The following is a 20,747-nucleotide window of genomic DNA, read 5'->3' as shown; positions in this document are numbered from 1 at the left end:
CGATACAACTAATAAATAAGACCATTTCAATATGAGATAGTCTTATTTATTTTTGATGATTTTAACCAGCCAATTTGTAATAAGTAATAAAAACAGCATCAAAATAGTAATTAGACCAATAGATAAGGCAAATTTTGATAGTAGAGTCATCATTAAAGTCTGGTGATTAAATAGAGTTAAGAAATAATAAAAGATAATGATTAAAAGTGCTAATAAACTGAATCCAAGACCAAATCCTTTTCTATCTGCTGAGCTTAAATCAAAACCACCAATTGTAATAGATGTTGTGATTAACAACCACAGGATAAGTCTTAATGACCAAGATTGAAATAACGAGGTGAATAGGTTAAATAACGATTGAGTATTAAATGCTTGGTTAACTAGCATTGTTGATAGTAGATTAAAAGAGTGAGGTAGCAGTAGAATAAAAAGGCCAATAATTACGATTGAACAGCCAATGATGGGCGCAATACCGGCCATTGCTTGTCCAATTTTACCACGCATATTTTTAGGTGAGCTATAACGAACGAATCCAAGTGAGTTATCACCAATTTCGGGATGTGGACGTTTAATTAATTTAACTTCAATGGCGTGAAATCCAAATAAAAAAGCCATTATAGCATGACTTGCTTCATGGATAATAATACCCAATGAACCCAAGTATAATTGTTGATTTAATGATAATTGTTTTTTTGTATTACTGTTCACAGCTGTTAGTAAAAAAGCAGCTACAAGAAGTGGTATAACACTAAGAAAAATCAATGTTATTAGCGTATAAATGGTTTGCATCCTTAAGACCTCCTTCGTGATTAAAATATTAGCACGATTCTTAATATTTAGAAACAAAAAAGAGACTGCTGGGAAGGCAGTCTCTAGGGAGTAAGTTGTAGAGCTAATAAATTAGCTCTCTCTCTCATTACTTTGGAGGAGAAATGAAAAAGTATAAAGGTTAGTTATTTATGTTGTTTTGGGATAAGTTCAATATACAACATGAACCTTAAAATAACCTTAACATTAAGAAAAAATTTAAAAATAATCAAAAGTTTTTTTGGAATGCGCTTTCAATTACATTATATGTCCTTTATAATATTGGTATAGACCTTAATAATATTTAGGAGGAATAATAATGGGAAAATTAGGTATTTCAATTTATCCAGAACGATCAAATTATAATGATGATACAGCATATTTAGATTTGGCATGTAAATACGGGTATAAAAGAGTCTTTACGAGTTTACTCCAAGTGACAGATGGTAAAGATAAGGTATTATCAGAATTTAAAAAGACAGTTGCTTACGCAAATAAACTTGGTATGGAAGTAATGGTTGATATCAATCCTGATTTATTTGAACAACTAAATATTAGTTATCAAGATTTAAAATTCTTTGACGATATGGGTGCATATGGTGTTCGATTAGATTTAGGATTTACAGGTGCAGAAGAAGCAGCAATGACACGCAATCCATATGACTTAAAAATAGAAATAAATATGAGTTCTGGGACTAACTATGTGGATAACATTATGAGTTATTCACCAAAAAGAGAGAACTTATTAGGTTCACATAATTTTTATCCACATGAATACACAGGATTAGAGTATAACTTTTTTGTAGCTTGCAGTGAGAAATTTAAAAAATACAATTTAAATACGGCAGCTTTTGTTAATGCTAAGTCAGCTACTTTTGGACCTTGGCCAACTGCTGATGGACTATGTACATTAGAGGATCATCGACATTTAGATATTGCCACACAAGTTAAACATATGGTGATGACAGATTTAATTGATGATGTGATTATCGCAAACGCGTACGCTTCAGAAAATGAATTAAAAGCAGCATCAGAAGCATTCAACGCCAATTATCCGACGATTAAAATTGAAACGGCAGATGATATTACTGAGGTTGAAAAAGTAGTATTATTTGATAATATTCATAGTTACCGCGGAGATCGTTCAGCGTATCTTTTACGTTCGACAATGACACGGGTTGTGTATAAAGATAAAGAATTTCCTGCACATAATACAAAATTAATTAAGCGTGGTGACGTCTTAATTGATAATGAAGGTTATGGACAATATAAAGGTGAAACACAAATTGCTTTAAAAGAAATGAAAAATGATGGTCGTGTAAATATTGTTGGGCATATTATAGATGATGAATTATTCTTACTCGATTTTTTGAAACCATGGAGTCAATTTAAACTAAGCCAAGATTAGCCTAAATGGATCACTAGATAATTTCTAGTGGTCCATTTTAATTTGGTATTAACTAGATAATTCGGTAAAATGAAGTAGTAAATGTAAAATTGATAAGAAGGTCATAAAATGAATTATATAATTGTTGCATTGTTTGCTTTTTTTGGTGGAATAAGTCGGTACTTACTTGGTTTAACGATTATTCAACCAAATGGATTCCCACTGGGGACATTAATGATTAATGTCGTAGGGTGCTTTATTTTGGCGTTCTTAGTTCAGTATATTGAAACAACCGAAAAAGTCCCAGATTGGTTAACTTTGGGGATAAAAACAGGTTTTATAGGTGCTTTTACAACGTTTTCAACATATAGTTTGGAAGCTGTAAAGTTAATAGAGACGCAACAATGGGGCTATGCACTCATCTATGTGTTAGTAACGATTATAGGTGGACTTTCCATGACATTACTTGGTTATTCATTAGGCAATCGGATTGGAGATTGGCGAATGGAGAGTGAACGTTCATGATGACACTATTAGTTGGGATTGGCGCTGCAATCGGTGCTATGTTAAGATATGGGATAACAAATTTAAGTAATCGATATCTAACTGATCAATTTCCAGTTGGAACGTTATTAATTAATCTGATAGGTAGTTTTATTTTAGGTCTTTTAACAGGAATTAATTTATCTAGTCCGATGTTAGTCTTACTTGGTACTGGAACAATGGGTGGTTTTACAACCTTTTCAACGTATAACTTTGAATTGGTTAAATTAATTAAAAGCCAAAAAATATCGTTATTCATGATTTATTTATTAGCTAGTTATATTGTTGGTGGCTTGATGACACTGTTAGGATTAGTTATTGGTCGCCAAATGGTTAGTTAAATTAAAGTATTCGAGCATAATGTGTGATAGGATAGTAAAAATAGGGATGTGAAATAATGAAAATTGCTGTATTAACGGATAGTTCAGCTTATCTTACAGATGAGATTGTTGAACAATTAGATATTAAAGTAGTAAATAACCCAGTATTATTTGGAAATCATGTCTATCATGAAAATGCCGATTTAACGGCAACTCAATTTTATCAATTATTAAAAACAGAAGATGTTTTACCAACAACTTCCCAGGTATCGATGGGTGAAATGGAAGAAAAATTTAAGGCACTTGCTGCTGAAGGCTATACAGATGTTATTTGTATCCATTTATCATCAGGTATTAGTGGATTAGTTGGTAATCTTGAAGCTTTCGCATCATCTGTTTCGGCCATCAATGTGCATGTTTTTGATTCGAAAATTGATTGCGCGGGGATGGGTAACATGGTTCAATTGGCTGCCACATTAGCTAATAAAGATAAAAACGTTATGGAAATACTTGAAAAGTTAGCCGAATTAAGAGAAACAACACGGGTTCTTTTTGTTGTTGATGATTTAAATCATTTAATGAGGACCGGTCGTTTATCAAATCATTCAGGTTTTGTTGGAAACATATTGAAAATTAAACCGATTTTAACTTTTGATAAAGAAGGTAAAATCGTTGCTATTGGTAAAGAACGCAAAATGAAAAATGCCTATTCTGAAATTAAAGCTCAATTCTCAGAAGCAACACGTTCACTTGATTATCCAGTTCAAATTAATTTAATTGATGCGAATAATCCGGAACTTCAAGCTGAATGGGGACAAGACTTGAGAACTAGTTTTCCTAAAATGAAATTTGAATCGGGTTATATTGGACCACTTGTCGGTGTTCACACAGGTGAAAAATGTTTAGGATTAATCTGGTCGAGAGATTGGAAAAGTCTAATAGATTAAATAAAGAAAACGGTTTTATTATGAATTATTATTCATAATAAAACTTTTTTTTGTATAACAAACGAAAATGTTCTGATAATATTCAAAAATAATTCATAATTATTAGCTATGCTTATTCTTATCAAATAATTTAAGAGAATATGGAGGTAATAAATATGAATTTTTTTAAACGTGCTTTATTAAATCTTAAAGCAAAAAAAGGACGATCTTTTTTACTTGTATTAGTTATGTCAGCTATTATGTTATTCGTTTTAGCAGGATTAATTATTCAAAATGCAGCAACAACTGCGGCAAATGATGCGAAGAAGAGTGCGGGTGCAACGGTGACATTATCAGCTAATCGAGATAAAGCTTTTAGCGAGATGAAAACTTCAAGCTCAAAAACCACTAAACCATCATTAAACTTAGCTGGGGTAACAGTCGCAACAGCTAAAAAAGTTGGTGCATTAAGCAATGTGAAGAGTTACAGTATCACCACTTCAACTACAGCTAATGCTTCTTCATTTGATGCCATTAAAACAACATCGACCTCAAGTCAAAGTGGTGGGATGGGCGGCAAGAAAATGGCAACTTCTGCAACAACGGGTGATATTTCTATTTCCGGTGTAAGTTCAACGGCTAGTGCACTAAATACTAGTGGTGCCAAAATTACAAAAGGTCGTGGTTTAAATTCGAGTGATTTAAATACTAAAAACGTTGTGATTGAATCAGAACTTGCTTCTACTAACCATATTTCTGTGGGCAATACAATTACAATGAAATCAACTGGTGGTACGAAGTATAAAGTTGAAGTTGTCGGTATTTATAAAGCTAGTTCAACTAGTTCTACAAGTATGGGTGGGCCAGGAGCTACTGATCCATCAAATACTATTTATACAGCTTACACATTTGCGAATACTTTAAAAGGTAGTAAGTATAAAGATACGGCCGATTCAGTTGTGTATACATTAAGTGATCCAGCCAAGTCAGAAACTTTCACAAAAGCAGCTAAGAAATTAATTAACACATCTAAATTTTCAATGTCAACAAACGATAGTACTTATCAATCAATGCTGACACCATTGAATAATGTTAAGAGTTTTGCCCAAAAAATTGTTCTATTAGTCGCAGTTGCAGGAACTATCATTCTTGCCTTAATTGTTATTTTAATGATTAGAGAACGTCGCTATGAAATTGGTGTCCTCCTATCATTAGGTGAAAAACGTTGGAAAGTTATTGCACAATTCTTTGTTGAAATGTTTATGGTTCTACTCGTGTCATTAGTTGTTGCCGGAATTGGTGGGAAATTCGTTGGTAATGCAGTAGGTGATCAATTGATAAGCCAACAAACAACGACATCTACAACAGCTACAACTTCAAATGATATGCAAGGTGGAGGCGGTGCGCCAAGTGGTACTAAAGGTGGACAATTTGGTGGAACAGATCCAAGTGGTATACCAGGGCAGTCAGCGACAACTAAATCTGAGAAATTAAAGAATCTAAGCACAACTGTAAGTATCAAAGATTTGGCAGAATTAGGTGGTATGGGTCTGGCAATTATCTTTATCTCGATTATGTTAGCATCGTTAGGTATTTTACGACTTGAACCCAAGAAAATTCTGATTTCATAAATAATAGAAAGGAGTGATTAAATGATTGAAATTAAAGATGTCGCGTATTGGTATGAAAATAAGGATAACCCCTTATTTGAAAAGGTTAATTTAACTTTTGAAAGAAGTAAATCATATGCAATTGTCGGTAGTAGTGGCTCAGGAAAAACAACATTTCTCTCACTAATTGCTGGTTTAGATAAACCAAAATCTGGAGAAATTATATATGAAGGTGAGGCAATCAATAAAATCGGATTAACTCATTATCGAAATAAAGATGTCTCGATTATCTTCCAATCCTATAATTTATTTACTTATATGTCAGCGTTGGAAAACTTAATGACTGCGATGGACATTACCGGAGCAACACATGCTGGTGATAAACAATATGCCTTTGATATGTTGAAAAAAGTTGGTATTGATGAGGATATGGCTAAGAAGAACGTTCAACATCTTTCTGGTGGGCAACAACAGCGAGTCGCTGTTGTCAGAACGATGTGTTGTGACGCACGATTAGTCGTAGCTGATGAACCGACCGGTAATTTGGATGAAGTTAATACGAAAGAAATTATTGAATTACTTCAAGATTTAGCTAAATCACAAGATAAATGTGTCATCATTGTAACGCATGAACCAGATGTTGCTAAAATGTGTGATACGCAATATGTATTGAAGGACCGTGAGTTTCAAGTTATAGAGTAAGAAATAGCCATATGTATAAGGAAAACTTATACATATGGCTATTTTAGTTGATTGATATTTAATTTATCGTAGTTGCTTCTTATCATTAAAAAATTGTTTATATGAAAGATAACAAACACTAATTGATGAGATACTTGTTGCTGAAAGTAACATGAAAGTGACCATGATTTGGTATTTAATCGCAAAGACAGGATCAACACCGGCGAAGATTAACCCAGACATCATTCCAGGTAAACTAACGATACCAACCGTTTTAGCTGAATCAATAGTAGGCGACATCCCTGTTTTGATACTTTCACGGATAATAGGGTATGCTGCTTGTTTGAGATCTGCACCGAGTGCTAGTTTTTCTAAAATCTGTTGGCGTTGATCACGGAAATTACTGTTAAGGTTACGGTAACAAAGACCAATCGCAACCATTGAATTACTAGCAATCATACCAGTAATTGGAATAATTTGTGAAGGAATAAATTTAAGCGTTCCAGCTAGTAGTAAAAGGCCAAGTGTAACGGACGTACTACAAAAAATGGCAATGAACGAAATACGAAAACTATGTGGAATTCCTGCGCTTTTTTTATGTGCACTATACGCAGCGTTAAAGAAAACAATGAACATCATAACTAAAGTTAGAATAATATTATTAATATTAAAGACGTACTTTAAAATGTATCCGACGATGACTAATTGGATAATTGCACGAATGACACTATAAATAATATCTTTTGCTAGGCCTAATTTTTCTTTATATACAATTCCTAGTGAGACAAGTACTAATGAAAAAGCGAAAACGAGAGAAAGATTATTAACGGCTAAATTATGCATGTCTAACCTCCGTTATTTTTCCGGCCTCGATATTAATTAATTGATCAGCCAGTTTTATTTCATTATCATCATGAGTAACAGCGATAATAGTGATTTTATTTGAGTCATTTAAACGATTAATTAATGCGTGTATAATGTTTTTACTTTCTGAATCTAAAGCACTTGTGATTTCATCAAGCAGTAAGATTTTGGGTAAAAAGATTAAATTACGAATTAAGGCAACACGTTGCTTCTCGCCACCAGATAGTTCATTTATTGATTTCTGAAGATAACTGCTGGGTAAGCCTACGGATTCTAATTCAGAAATGGCACGAGATTCATCGAAGTCTTGCTTACGAACGATATAAGGAAACTCCAGATTGTCTTTAACGGTTTCGCCGAATAAAACGGGGGTTTGGAAGCAATAAGAAACAATCCGACGATATTCGATTGGGTCATAACTGTCAATTGATTTTTCATTGAACTTAATATCACCAGATGTTCTTGAAATTAAACCAGCGATTAATTTCAAAACGGTACTTTTACCGCTTCCAGATGGACCGGTGATTGTTAAAAAGTCTCCAGGGTTTACTTGAAAAGAGATGTGGTTCAAGATTGATTGGTTACTAAGTTCTAGTGAAATATCTTGTAAATCAATAATAGGTTGCATAGTAGGACCGCCTTTCTGATATAACTCATTTTCAGATTACCATGTTTAGCTGTGGGAATAAAGAAAAGTATTTTAGAGAATCTAAGCATATAGATTTAAAAACCTAATAGTAGTAAAAAAGCTAACATCGCTTAGATGTTAGCTTAGTAAATCTATTTCTGATAACTAATTAATTCGATTATATGCTGATCTGGATCTGAAATTGTAATCGATTGTGCATTTTTAACATCTTGCTTTTCAATCGGGCCAGAGATAATAGTCACAAAATAATTTTTCAAGTGATTTTCCATAGCGGTCATTGAATCACTAACGACGAAACTAAGTGTCATTGGAATAACATTAGTTGATGGCTCAAAAATAATTTTTTGATGGCCAAAATGAACAGTAGGTAACTCACTATTTTCAATCATAGTCATATCAAAAACTTCATGATAAAAACGTAAACTTCTTTGGACATCAGTTACGGGAATTGTGATTGCTTCAAAACGTTTAACTTTCATAAAATAAGAAACCTTCTTTTTATTGTTTTTTAATTTGTTTATTAAAGAAACTGAATAGGAATACAGTACTGATGACGACAATGATTAATTCTGTGACGGGTAAAGCAACCCAAACACCAGTTAAGTTGAAGAAGTGGGCAAAAATAAATAATAAGCCTAGTAGTAAGACATAACCGCGCAAGATAGCTAGAATAAGTGCATGTTTGGGTTCGCCAATCGCTGAGAAAAACATGCTAAACACAACATTAAGGGATGATCCAAATAAGCTTAAGAAGTAGATTGGAATGCCTATTTCAGCATAATGGATTAACTCTTGGTTGTTACTATTATTGAATAATGCAATAATAGGATCTTTTTCAAAGGTCAATGTAAGGTATAAAATTGTGCCAATAATAAAACTAACAATTAACCCAAAACGTAATATTTGCTTAACTTCTGGCCAATTCCGAATTCCAAATTCTCGACTGAGTAAAGGCTGAATTCCTTGGGCAACACCATTAAAAAGTGATAAAGCGACTAAGACGATGTTTGCGATAATTCCATAGGCTGCGACAGCTGTATTTCCCGCTAAACTTAAAATGACAAGGTTGAAAGCAAAAATGCTGACACCTGTACTCATTTCAGTTAGAAAGACAGGGAACCCGAATTGAACAACTTTTTTTATTGTCTTAAAGTGAATAGACGTTCGTTGGAGCGTTAAAAGACGTCCTTCCTTTTTACGATGGAAGGTTAATATAGCTAAAGCAACAATTGGAGAAACAGCAGTTGCCATTGCAGCACCACCCATACCAAGATGTAATGGGTACATAAAAATATAATCAAAAATGATATTGAATAAACTAGATACTAACATGGCAACCATCGATAAATGTGGATTATTATCGTTTCGAATGAAACTTAAAACGAGATAATTACAAGCAAAGAATGGTGCAGCTAGCAAAATATAAGTTAGGTATTCAGCAGCTAATTTGTAAGTTCCTGCGTTTGCACCTAAAAAATAGAGTAAAGGTTTCATGAATAAAAAGCCTAAGACTGAGAAAGCTAGGCCGAAAATAATCCCAACAATTAAAACCTGTGTGAAAATTTTTTGACTCGCTTTTTGATCCTTAATCTTTAAAATAGAAAATAAAGTTGCACCACCAATTCCGAGTAACAACCCGACGCCATTTAATAAATTAAAGAGGGGTAATACAATATTTAAAGCCGCTAAACCAGTTGTTCCAACCGCATTAGCAATGAAATATGTATCTGCCAGAAGATACACAGATAAACCTAAAGTACTTAAAACGTTCCGTGTGACGTAACCTGAAAGTTCACGACGGATAGAAACCGTTTGATTATTCATTTTGAGCTCCTTATCGGTACCTATTTTTTATAATCTTATAATAATGGACAATAAAAAATAGGTACCAACATCCTTCATTAAAAAATGGCCTCTTGGATGTGATAACTATTATTTTTGTAAAACCCGGCGATTTTACACTGTTTTGACTGTCTTTATTCTAGCAACTATTATTCAAAATAGCTAGGACAAACAACTAAATAATAGTCAAAGTAGCTGACTAATCCATTTGATAAAAAGTCGATAGAGGCTTATCTTATGTTATAATTGTAAAGGATACTTAATGGACAGCGACTAGAAAGAAGGGTTTAACAGTGGCAACAACATTGCGATTAGCACCACTATTTACTAATCATATGGTTATGCAACAAGATCAGACAACACGTTTTTTTGGTTATGCAGAACCCAATCAAGAAGTAACTGTAACGATTTCAATGGGCGGTAGCGAAGATACAATTGAAACAGGAATTGCTGATGATACAGGATACTTTTTAATTGAAAGTATCTCATTTTTAGCACCTACAATTGTGACCGTTCTAGTTAAATCAGGAACAGATAAAATAATTTTACGCGACGTACAATTTGGAGATGTATTCTTGATTGCTGGACAATCAAATGCTAACTTCAAAATGGCTAAAGATGATGAATTTGATCATAATAAAACAATGCCAATGATGAATTTACGTTTTATCAATATACCTGAAAAGCAATCAACAGAAGAAAATCCATGGCAAATTGTTGATGAAGAAAATATTGGTAACGTTACAGCATTAGGCTATTATATGGCTAAGAAGGTTCGTCAATATGATGAATACACACCAATTGGCCTTGTATTATGTGCTAAAAATGGGACTTCAGCTGCAAGTTGGGTATCAGAAAGTACACTAATAAATAACGAGACTTTAAAAGCAGCTTATGTTGATACTAAAATTCCAAGTTTAGAAGAATCCGATAATTTATACGATACGATGTTATCACAAGTGGGTCCTTACCGATTTAAATTGTTAACTTGGTATCAAGGTGAACGAGATGCAGGAATAGATACAAAACATTATGGGTTACTTTTGAAAAAATTAATCCGTGAATGGCGCAAAACGCTTAAACAAAATAAATTACCAACTTATATTATTCAGTTACCACAATATAATCATAAGATAGCTAATTCATGGGCTGAAATTCGCGATGCACAACAAAAGTTTGCAGCAACAGAAAATCGGGTTTACTTAGTTACAGCTATGGATGAAGATTCAGCTAACGAGATTCATCCAAGTAGTAAAAGACAATTAGGTTATCGTGTAATCGAATTATATTCTAATTTTGGTAAATTCGATGAAATGCAAACAAGTCCACAATTATCTGAAATTTCAGCTGATGTAAAACAAATGCGTCTTAACTTTTCAAATTGTGAACAACTTGAAACAACAAATGATATTGATTTAAAATGGATCATGCCAGGGGATGTTTTAAAACCTGCAGTGATTGATTTAGGTACAAATGATATCAAGATTCGATTAGAAGAAGAATCAATTGGCTTACAGTATGCATATGCAAATGTAACTTCTGCCGGCTTATGGAACGAAAACCATATTCCAGTTAGTCCTTTTAAAATCTACTTTGATTAATCTTAATAAGTTCTAAATAAAGCAGCCTTACAATTTAAAATTGCAAGGCTGCTTTATTTTAGTTAGTCAATCAAAAAGGCAACTGACTGATATGGAGCTAACGTCATAGCTGTTTCTAATTTGATATCGGTTGGATAATTATTGATGACAGTTGATATTTCCCCGGTAAATGCAGGTAAAGTAATCGTTGTCGTTGTACCATAGAAATTATTTAAAACAATTAAACGTTGATTTTTTAGTATTCTTTGGTAAGCAAAAACTTGAGTATCGTCCATTAAAAGAGGTTGATAATCACCAACAGAGACAATTGGCAGAGTCTTACGTAATTTAATTAGTTGTTGATAGTAATTAAATATTTCGCCGCGTACTAATTCATTTTGAACGTTGACGATAGACTGATTCATTGGCATCAACCATGGTTTTTCAGCTGAGAACCCTGCATACTCAGAGTTATTCCATTGCATGGGAGTACGACTATTATCACGAGATTTTGCTTGAATAATGTCTAAGGCTTCAGTTTCACTGAGTCCTTTCGCTAATAATGTTGGGTAAATGTTTTTGGTTTCAATATCATTATAATCAGATAAATGCTGATATTGAGGATCGCTCATCCCAATTTCTTCTCCCATATAAATAAAAGGCGTTCCACGTAATAAATGAATAGTTGTCGCTAGCATTTCGGCAGATTTTTCACGAAAATGGACGGGATCACCAAAACGATTAATAGCACGAGGCTGATCATGATTATTCCAAAATAAAGCGTTCCAACCATGACCAGCTGTCATACCTAATTGCCAATCATTTAGAATGTTTTTTAAACTCATAAAGTCAAAAGGCATCGTCGTCCATTTATTTCCATGGGTATAGTCAACTTTTAAATGGTGGAAGGTAAAGACCATTGATAACTCGTTGTTTTTGCCTAACGTGTATTCAATACAATTATCGATTGAAGTAGAAGACATTTCACCAACGGTCACAGCATCAGGGTCTTGACCAAAACTAGATTCGTTAAGTTCTTGTAGATATTGATGAACTATTTTTTTATCTGTATACATAAGTCTACTATCAGTACCATAAGGTGCATCAAGTAAATTGACATCTTTACCGATGACATTGATAACGTCGAATCGGAAACCTTTAACACCTTTGTTGCGCCAAAAATTAACAATCTTGGCCATTTCTTTTCGAACTGCTGGATTATGCCAATCTAAGTCTGCTTGAGTTGGGTCGTAGAGATGAAGGTAGTACTTACCCGTATTTCCGAAAGCTTCCCATGCAGGACCACCAAATTTAGAATCCCAATTAGTTGGAAGCGAGCTATCTGGTTTTGCTCCACGAATATAATAGTAAGCCATATATTTTGGATCACCTTTTAGCGCTTTTTGGAACCATTCATGTTCAGTTGATGTATGGTTAAAAACCATATCCATCATGACATCGATGCCTACAGATTTTAGCTTGGTAACAAGTTCATCAAAATCAGCCATAGTACCAAACTTAGGATCAATATGATAATAATCTGAGATATCATAGCCATTATCATTTTGTGGTGATATGAAAAAAGGATTAAACCAAATCATATCAATATTGAGTTGTTTTAAATAAGGTATTTTAGCGATAATCCCTTGTAAATCGCCCAGGCCATCATTGTTACTATCATAAAATGATTTTGGGTAAATTTGATAAATAATTTTATCTTCAAATGTCATCGTTATTCTCCTATTAGTTATATTTTCTTCGTCCGTCGTGCAAAATCAACAAAACTAAAACGATCTGAGCGGTGAATAGCTTCGGTAATCTGAAATAAACGACTATCTTGTAAATAGGTTTCACTTCTTATGACAACAACAGATTCTGTTTTTGGAATGTTTAATAATTTTTGGATAGTTGTATCTGCTGGTTCAACTGTAATTTTTTTAATAGCATAACTGATTTCTAAGCCTAATTTATTTTCAAAATAATCATAAAGCGAATTTTGGGCAACTGCTAAAGGTATCTCAGGTACGATATCTGAAAGTATGTAGTCACGATCAATAACACTGGGTTCATTTTTAACAAGTCGTAGACGTTCAATAAATGTCGCTTTATCGCCAACAACAGACTTAGGTGCAAAACTCTCTATAGGAATAGTTGTGACAAGTAACTGTCTAACTTGTGTTTCCGAATTCATTTGAAGAGACTTATTCAGTTCCTCATATGAAGTAATACCTGAGACGGGAAAAGCGAATCGTTGAATATCTAAAACAAGCGATCCTTTGCCTCGAATTTTTTGAATATAGCCATTGGTTAGTAAATTTTGGAGAGCCTTTCGAATTGTTTCGCGAGAAGTACCGTATAAATGGCTCAATTGAATTTCACTAGGTAGGAATGTTCCTGATGCGTAAATATTATGTGTGATTTTAGTGACAAGATCTTGATAAATACCTAAATGTTTATTTTGGTTCGTCATAATAGTCACCTCCAATGATAAGGTTATTTTAACATAAACATTCTAGTCTATACAAGTATATATAAATGTTAATTTAAAAGAAAAGAAAGCGTTGACATCCTGTATAGACAGGTTTATTATAAGGATAACTTGAAAACGCTTAATCGCTGTAAGCGAATCTAGTTAAATAAATTAAAAAAAATGGGGGAGAGAACAATGTCGATTTTTAAAAGAAAACAAAAGGTAAATGATGATAAGTTTTACGCACCAGCAACTGGGGAGTTAATTGATTTAGAAAATGTGAGCGATTCTGTTTTTGCTCAAAAATTAATGGGTGATGGCTTCGGATTTAAACCAACCGCAGGGGAAATTTATAGTCCAGTATCTGGAACTATAACATTGGTTGCATCAACAAAACATGCTATCGGATTCACGATGGATAATGGACTTGAAATTTTATTACACATGGGTGTTGATACGGTTGATTTAAAAGGTGCACCATTTGATATTAATATTAAAAAAGGTGCTCGTGTTCATGGTGGTGAATTACTTGGGACTATGGATTTAACACAAGTTTCTGAAGCACAATTAGACAATGTTTTAATGGTAGTAATTACAAATACACAAGATAAATTAGACAAATTAACATTATCGGAACCACAACCTTTTGAAGGTGGCACGGAAGTGGGATCTGGTACTGCAAAAGGGGAGGAATAGTTATGGCAAAAGATTACACACAATTAGCTACAGACATTATCAAACAAGTCGGTGGTAAAGAGAATATTAAGAGTTTAATCCATTGTATTACGCGGTTACGATTTTACTTAGTTGATGAAAGTAAAGCAGACGATGAAGTGATTAAAAATTTAACAGGTGTAATTGATGTTCGTCATGCTGTTGGACAATATCAAGTTGTTATTGGACCAGCTGTTACTGATGTCTATGATGCAGTTATTGCACAATTAGGAACATCATACGCAGGTGGCGAGGTCGATGCTGCCGATGATGCACCAGCTGAGGAAAAACCAACAACATTCCGTGGAAAATTGAATGCTGGATTTAATACTTTGATTGGTGTTATCACAGGTTCTATGATGCCAGTAATTGGATTATTGGCTGCTAGTGGTATTTTAAAAGGATTACTTCAAATGGCTGTCGATTTTCGTTGGACAGAAGCCACATCACAGACTTACATTTTCTTATCAGCCATGGGAGATTCAGCATTCTATTTCTTACCTATTATTGTTGGATTCACAGCTGCACAGAAGTTAAAATCTGATCCAATTATTATGGCTATTGTTGGTGGTGTCTTGGTATATCCTTCACTTTTTGGTATTGCAACAGGAACAAAAGTGTTTGGACAACTTTTGGGGATGTCATTAAATACTAACTTATTTGGGATTCCAATTCATATGGTTAACTATACTTACAGTATTTTCCCAATTATTGCTGGAGCATGGTTAGCACATTATGTTGAAAAAGGACTCAAAAAAGTTATTCCACAAGTTTTACGAATGATTTTTGTACCATTGTTAGAAGTTATGATCGTTTCGGCCGCTATTATCATTATTGTTGGACCTATTATTACGTTAATTAGTACAGGTATTTCTATTATTTTAAACACAATTTTAACAGCAAACTACCCAATTGCAGGTTTTGTTATTGGTGGATTATATCAATGTTTAGTTATCTTTGGTTTACATTGGGCAGTTGTTCCTTTAATCGCAAACGATATTGCTTCAAAAGGCTACAGCTACTTAAATGCAATTGTTTCAATTACAATGGTAGCTCAAGGTGCTGCTGTAATGGCAGTTATGATTAAATCAAAAATGGCTAACATTAAAGAATTATCTGGTGGTGCAGTTATTGCAGCATTCAGTGGTATTACAGAACCAGCTATTTATGGGATTACCTTAAAATATGGGCGTGTCTTCTTAGCAGCTAATATTGGTGGTGCAGTTGGTGGATTAGTAGCCGGACTATTAAACGTTAATATGTACGGATTTACTGGTTCATTAATCGGATTCCCTTCATTCTTTACACCTTTAAAGTTTGGTGGAGGAATGAGTAACGAAATTAACTTTTGGATTGCATCAATTGTTACAATAATCGTAGCATTTGGTTGTACTTGGGTCTTTGGATTTAAAGATTCCGATGTACTTGCTGAAAAAGAAGTTAACCGTCGTAAAACAATTGGTAAAGATGCATAGAATTGTAAATTAACTAAAATGTTTATGTGATTATATAAAAATGTCAAAGGGATATTTATCTCTTTGACATTTTTTTTGTAACAGATAAATTATTTGACTATCTAAGTTTACAAGTGTAAACTAAAAATATAAATTAATGGAGGCGGTATAAATGGATCACAAAGATATGAAAGAAATGGATCACATGAATATGAATCATAAGGATATGAAAAATATGGACCACATGAGTATGGATCACATGGATATGGAAGGAATGGACCACGATCAAATGAACATGGGTGGGCACATGATGCATATGGGAAATCTAAAATTGAAATTCTGGATTTCTTTAGTTTTAGCAATTCCTATTGTTTTAATGACACCTATGATGGGGATTAACTTACCCTTACAGTTTACTTTCCCTGGATCTGATTGGGTTGTAGCACTTATTGGTACTGGATTATTTTTCTATGGCGGTAAAACATTTTTAGATAGTGCAAAGATGGAGCTTGCAGATAAAAAGCCAGCAATGATGACCTTAATCGCAATGGGTATTAGTGTGGCATACTTGTATAGCTTATATGCTGTTGTGATGAATAATCTTGTAGATCCAAGTCATCATGTTATGGATTTCTTCTGGGAGTTAGCAACGTTAATTGTCATTATGTTGTTAGGTCATTGGATTGAAATGAACGCTGTTATGTCAGCAGGAGATGCTGTTCAAAAATTAGCACAACTCTTACCTAAACAAGCACATATCGTTAGAGAAAATAAAAAAATTGAAGATGTTGATTTAACAAATGTTCATGTTGGAGATATTCTGTTAGTTAAAGGAAATGAAACGATTCCAGCTGATGGAACAATTATTTCTGGTAAAACAAGCGTCGATGAAGCTATGATAACTGGTGAATCGAAACAAGTTGAAAAAGTAGTAGATGATGAAGTCGTTGGTGGATCAGTTAATGGTAATGGAGAAATCCAAATGACTGTAACGGGAACTGGTGAAACAGGTTACTTAGCTCAAGTTGTTAAATTAGTCACAAAAGCGCAGTCAGAAAAATCAGATACGGAAACGTTAGCTGATAAAGTTGCGGGATATTTATTTTATGCTGCCATGACTGTTGGTATTTTAGCATTCATTGTATGGTTAATTACAGGGACATTTAGTCAGGCATTATCAATTCTTGTAACTGTTCTAGTGATTGCTTGTCCACATGCTTTAGGTTTAGCCATTCCATTAGTTGTTGCGAGAAGTACTTCTTTATCAGCTAAAAATGGCTTATTAATCAAAAATAGAAATGCGCTAGAAGTTGCACACACAATTGACACATTACTTGTTGATAAAACAGGAACTTTAACTGAAGGTCATTTCGTGGTAACCGGATATAAAACATTTACTGATCAGTTTTCTGAATCAGAAATTATCGGATTGATGGCGTCGTTAGAACGTGGATCGACACATCCTTTGGGTAAAGGAATCATTCAAAAAGCAGAAGATTTAAAAATTGAGATTCCAACTGCAAGTGAAACACAACAAATTAATGGTGTTGGATTAGAAGGACATATTAACGATGATGCATTCAAAATTGTTTCTGAAGCTTATGTTAATAAACAACAGTTATTAACGGATGAAATGGCTTCTGACAACGAAGGAGATTCAATTAGTTATTTAATTCAAAATGAAAAAGTGATTGGGTATGTTGCTCAAGGGGATCAAATTAAACCAGAATCATTTGGTTTAGTCGAAAAATTAGAAAAAATGAATATCAAAGTGATTATGTTAACTGGTGATAATCAACAAGCTGCTGATAAAGTTGGTGCAAAACTAGGTATTGTAGATGTTCGTGCTAACTTAATGCCTGAAGATAAGGCTAAAATTGTTAGTCAGTTAGAGGGCGAAGGACATAACGTTATCATGGTTGGTGACGGTATTAATGATGCGCCTAGTTTAGCAAGTGCAACAATAGGGATGGCAATTGGTTCAGGTACGGATGTTGCTGTCGACTCTGCAGACGTTATATTAGTTAAAAGTAATCCGATGGATATCATAAAATTTTTGAAATTAAGTCGAAACACAAGATTGAAAATGATTCAAAATCTTTGGTGGGGTGCAGGTTATAATATTATTGCATTACCATTGGCTGCCGGCGTTTTAGCACCAATTGGCTTTATTTTAAGTCCATTAGTGGGTGCAGTTGTGATGTCGTTAAGTACAATTGTTGTTGCAATTAATGCAATGATGTTACACGATTAAGAGATAAAAAAATACCACCGTTGATAGTAGTTATCAATGGTGGTATTTTTTAATTTAATCTTTAAAATTGTCGTTTTCAACATCTGATAAGAAGGTACTTAAATGATCAAAGTAAACAGGAGCGTTATCGATCATATGATGATGACCACCCTCAGGAGTTGTTTCAAGACGAGCATGTGGAATTGTTTCTGACATTCTTTTAGCTGTTGCTAAAGGCATTGTTTCATGTTCGCCAAATGTGATTAATGTTGGGACAGTAATATTTTTAATGCGGTCACGAGTAGACCAGTCTTTTAATTTACCAGTCACAACGAATTCATTGTTACCTTGGAAGTAATTATAAACGGGTTCAGCCATTGTGCTTACTAAATGAGAAATTTGGGCTGGCTTTTTACGATCAACATAGCCGTCATTTAAAATATCGACATAACCTTGGTAACGGTCATTATCAAGATCGTTATTTTTTTCACATTCTTGCATGTAGGCAAGCGCATCAGCATCCAATTCTTTAGCACGAATAGCATTAACGTTTGCTAAATATTCGTTAATATCATCAGTCATACTTGAGATAATAGCACCTTTTAAATGGTCACCATATTTTAAGGCGTATTCTTGAACAAGAGCACCACCCCATGATTGACCAATTAGGTAGAAGTTATCTAAACCTAATTTAATACGGACTTCTTCAACTTCATCAATGAAGTAATCAATATTAAGAAATTTATCAACATTTTCTTGTTTAGTAAAATCTGGTTGATCAGAATACCATGAACCGAGTTGGTCATACATTGAAACCTGAACGCCAAGAGGTGCTAATTTTTCAGCAAAATTTTCGTAATATTCATGTGTACCACCAGGCCCACCATGTAGACAAAGTAGTTGGATATCACCTTGTCCTTCAGTATGAGTCCAGAGATGATAACCATTATCTAACGTAATAATTTTCGTTCCGTATGCCATATTAATCCACCTAATTTCTTAAGAATAGATTAATCATAGCACTTTTATGATTATTTACCAGAATGAAAGTGAGGATGGTATTTTTTTAAGAGTGTTAGTTGCATATTTTAGTGAGTTAGCTTAAAGTTATGTTAACTAATAAAATTAAAAGGTTAACGGTGTAAAATGAAAACTAAAGACAGTATTCTAAAAATATTAGCTGGACAACAAGATACTATTATTTCGGGAGAACTATTGGCTGAAAAACTTGGCGTTTCGAGAACTGCTATTTGGATGGCTATTAAGAGTTTACAAGAGCAGGGTTTTGACATTAAGACGATTCCACAAAAAGGATATAGTCTAAATGATGGTAATCAGTTGAACGCACAACTAATTCAATCTTATTTAACAACTGACATGATGCAAATTGAATTATTTGATGAAGTGACATCTACCAATGTATTGGCGAAAGAGCGTTCAAGCCAGCCCGATATACAGGGTCCACTGTTAATAGTGGCCAATAGTCAAACAGCAGGATATGGTCGATTTGGTCGAACATTTGAATCACCAGAAGAGACTGGGATTTATATCAGTTATTTATTGAGAATTGATCAACCTATCAAAGATGTTGGTCAGCTAACGACAGCAACTGCCATGGCGGTTAGTTATGCTTTAGAAAATAAATTGAAAATTCAACCACAAATAAAGTGGGTGAATGATATTTATTATCAAAATAAAAAAGTCTGCGGGATTTTAACGGAGGCTGTCACAGATTTTGAAACGCAGCAAGTGACAAGCTTAGTTATAGGGATTGGGCTAGATTTTAAAACAGACCTTAAAAAATTATCTCCAGAGTTACAAGATAAAGTGGGTTCATTAATTGATGAATCGAATAATGTCACACGGAATGAGTTGATTGCTGAAATTACCAATCAATTTATCCAAATCTATCAGAATTACCAAAATGGTGACTTCATGAATGATTATCGTAAACGGTCACTAGTTATTGGACAGACAGTTACTTTAAAAAGTGGTCATCAAGAAATTATTGGTACAGTTGAAACAATTAAAGATGATGGACAGTTGGTATTGAGAGATAAAAATGGGCAAATAACGACTTATATGGCTGGTGAAATTACAAAGGTGAATGTGGAAGGCTTAACAAATGGGACAAAATAAACAGTTAAAACAATTAATTATAGCAGCAGAGTTAGCAGCCGTTTTGGGTGTTTTATCCCAGTTAACCATTCCATTGGGGCCAATCCCGTTAACGTTACAAACCATTTTTATCGGATTATTATCGAGTTTGAGACCGGTTCAAGAAGGATTAAAAGCGGTGGGCATTTATCTCCTATTAGGATTAATAGGAATCCCAGTTTTTGCTGGATTTCATTCGGGACTTTTTTCTTTAATTGGACCAACAGGTGGTTATTTATTTGGTTTTTTAGCCTATATTATCTTAACGGGGCTGTTTTTAAAATGGTATGGTAATGGTCGTTGGCAGTTGTACATGGGGAATTTATTAGGTGCTAGTGTGCAATTAGTTTTAGGAGCAATCTGGTTAATGGTTTACCAACAAACCTCGATGCAACAAGCATTTTTAATAGGTATTTTACCATTTTTGATTGTTGGATTTATTAAAGTTATTTTTGTGTGCGAATTGTCTCATTACTTAATACGTAGATATTGATAAATAAAAAAAGAAAA

Annotated in this window: 18 protein-coding genes and 1 pseudogene; 11 read left to right on the top strand and 8 right to left on the bottom strand. The window is 33.8% G+C overall.

Features of this window, described 5'->3' with window-relative positions; translation table 11 throughout:
- Positions 1–42: 42 nt before the first annotated feature.
- Positions 43–789, bottom strand: coding sequence for a hypothetical protein (locus AC1RPG_RS00680; protein WP_481760958.1), 747 nt, complete (start codon positions 787–789; stop codon positions 43–45).
- A gap of 337 nt (positions 790–1,126) precedes the next feature.
- On the opposite strand from AC1RPG_RS00680, the gene AC1RPG_RS00675 reads away from it, so the two are divergent.
- The 6 genes from AC1RPG_RS00675 to AC1RPG_RS00650 all read left to right on the top strand — a co-directional run bounded on the left by AC1RPG_RS00675 (position 1,127) and on the right by AC1RPG_RS00650 (position 6,295).
- The gene (locus tag AC1RPG_RS00675) at positions 1,127–2,215 is read left to right on the top strand and encodes a DUF871 domain-containing protein (protein ID WP_481760957.1); all 1,089 of its coding nucleotides are present in this window, start codon (positions 1,127–1,129) and stop codon (positions 2,213–2,215) included.
- Positions 2,216–2,323: 108 nt separating this feature from the next.
- Positions 2,324–2,719 carry a fluoride efflux transporter CrcB gene (crcB, locus tag AC1RPG_RS00670; protein ID WP_481760956.1) on the top strand — a complete coding sequence of 132 codons (396 nt, stop codon included), beginning with the start codon at positions 2,324–2,326 and terminating at the stop codon, positions 2,717–2,719.
- Positions 2,716–3,078 carry a fluoride efflux transporter CrcB gene (gene crcB / locus AC1RPG_RS00665; protein ID WP_481760955.1) on the top strand — a complete coding sequence of 121 codons (363 nt, stop codon included), beginning with the start codon at positions 2,716–2,718 and terminating at the stop codon, positions 3,076–3,078. Before crcB (AC1RPG_RS00670) ends, crcB (AC1RPG_RS00665) begins: the two co-directional genes overlap by 4 nt.
- 56 nt (positions 3,079–3,134) lie before the next feature.
- Positions 3,135–4,004: a DegV family protein gene (locus tag AC1RPG_RS00660; RefSeq protein ID WP_481760954.1), complete on the top strand. Its 870-nt coding sequence runs from the start codon at positions 3,135–3,137 to the stop codon at positions 4,002–4,004.
- A 155-nt stretch (positions 4,005–4,159) separates the two neighbouring features.
- Entirely contained in the window at positions 4,160–5,614 is a 1,455-nt protein-coding gene (locus AC1RPG_RS00655) for an ABC transporter permease (RefSeq protein WP_481760953.1), read from the top strand.
- 21 nt (positions 5,615–5,635) lie between these two features.
- Positions 5,636–6,295, top strand: a complete 660-nt coding sequence (locus tag AC1RPG_RS00650) for an ABC transporter ATP-binding protein (protein ID WP_481760952.1) — start codon at positions 5,636–5,638, stop codon at positions 6,293–6,295.
- Positions 6,296–6,358: 63 nt separating this feature from the next.
- Here AC1RPG_RS00650 and AC1RPG_RS00645 read toward each other — a convergent pair whose 3' ends face one another.
- The 4 genes from AC1RPG_RS00645 to AC1RPG_RS00630 all read right to left on the bottom strand — a co-directional run bounded on the left by AC1RPG_RS00645 (position 6,359) and on the right by AC1RPG_RS00630 (position 9,611).
- Entirely contained in the window at positions 6,359–7,117 is a 759-nt protein-coding gene (locus tag AC1RPG_RS00645; protein WP_481760951.1) for an ABC transporter permease, read from the bottom strand.
- Positions 7,110–7,766, bottom strand: a complete 657-nt coding sequence (locus tag AC1RPG_RS00640; RefSeq protein ID WP_481760950.1) for an ABC transporter ATP-binding protein — start codon at positions 7,764–7,766, stop codon at positions 7,110–7,112. The genes AC1RPG_RS00645 and AC1RPG_RS00640 overlap by 8 nt, the downstream gene beginning before the upstream one ends.
- A gap of 152 nt (positions 7,767–7,918) precedes the next feature.
- The gene (locus tag AC1RPG_RS00635; RefSeq protein WP_481760949.1) at positions 7,919–8,266 is read right to left on the bottom strand and encodes a VOC family protein; all 348 of its coding nucleotides are present in this window, start codon (positions 8,264–8,266) and stop codon (positions 7,919–7,921) included.
- A gap of 19 nt (positions 8,267–8,285) precedes the next feature.
- Positions 8,286–9,611, bottom strand: a complete 1,326-nt coding sequence (locus AC1RPG_RS00630) for an MATE family efflux transporter (RefSeq protein WP_481760948.1) — start codon at positions 9,609–9,611, stop codon at positions 8,286–8,288.
- A 311-nt stretch (positions 9,612–9,922) separates the two neighbouring features.
- Between AC1RPG_RS00630 and AC1RPG_RS00625 the strand changes: the two genes are divergently transcribed.
- The gene (locus AC1RPG_RS00625) at positions 9,923–11,230 is read left to right on the top strand and encodes a sialate O-acetylesterase (RefSeq protein WP_481760947.1); all 1,308 of its coding nucleotides are present in this window, start codon (positions 9,923–9,925) and stop codon (positions 11,228–11,230) included.
- 62 nt (positions 11,231–11,292) lie between these two features.
- On the opposite strand, the gene treC is transcribed toward AC1RPG_RS00625, so the two are convergent.
- The gene (treC, locus tag AC1RPG_RS00620; protein ID WP_481760946.1) at positions 11,293–12,939 is read right to left on the bottom strand and encodes an alpha,alpha-phosphotrehalase; all 1,647 of its coding nucleotides are present in this window, start codon (positions 12,937–12,939) and stop codon (positions 11,293–11,295) included.
- Between the two features lie 17 nt (positions 12,940–12,956).
- A complete protein-coding gene (gene treR, locus AC1RPG_RS00615; protein ID WP_481760945.1) occupies positions 12,957–13,679 on the bottom strand; it encodes a trehalose operon repressor in 723 nt (240 codons plus the stop codon).
- 195 nt (positions 13,680–13,874) lie between these two features.
- On the opposite strand from treR, the pseudogene AC1RPG_RS00610 reads away from it, so the two are divergent.
- A pseudogene (locus AC1RPG_RS00610) lies at positions 13,875–15,868 on the top strand (PTS sugar transporter subunit IIABC).
- A gap of 205 nt (positions 15,869–16,073) precedes the next feature.
- Entirely contained in the window at positions 16,074–18,101 is a 2,028-nt protein-coding gene (locus AC1RPG_RS00605) for a copper-translocating P-type ATPase (RefSeq protein WP_481761140.1), read from the top strand.
- Between the two features lie 54 nt (positions 18,102–18,155).
- On the opposite strand, the gene AC1RPG_RS00600 is transcribed toward AC1RPG_RS00605, so the two are convergent.
- Positions 18,156–19,061, bottom strand: coding sequence for a proline-specific peptidase family protein (locus tag AC1RPG_RS00600; protein WP_481760944.1), 906 nt, complete (start codon positions 19,059–19,061; stop codon positions 18,156–18,158).
- 165 nt (positions 19,062–19,226) lie between these two features.
- Here AC1RPG_RS00600 and AC1RPG_RS00595 point away from each other — a divergent pair, with 165 nt between their 5' ends.
- Positions 19,227–20,219: a biotin--[acetyl-CoA-carboxylase] ligase gene (locus AC1RPG_RS00595; protein ID WP_481760943.1), complete on the top strand. Its 993-nt coding sequence runs from the start codon at positions 19,227–19,229 to the stop codon at positions 20,217–20,219.
- On the top strand, positions 20,206–20,730 hold the full coding sequence (locus AC1RPG_RS00590) for a biotin transporter BioY (protein WP_481760942.1): 525 nt from the start codon (positions 20,206–20,208) through the stop codon (positions 20,728–20,730). Before AC1RPG_RS00595 ends, AC1RPG_RS00590 begins: the two co-directional genes overlap by 14 nt.
- Positions 20,731–20,747 lie beyond the last annotated feature (17 nt).

The organism is Dellaglioa sp. CoH-57-MRSF-18 (assembly GCF_056781995.1).
Note: the sequence above shows the minus strand (reverse complement) of the source record. Positions and strands in the feature narration are given on the sequence as shown.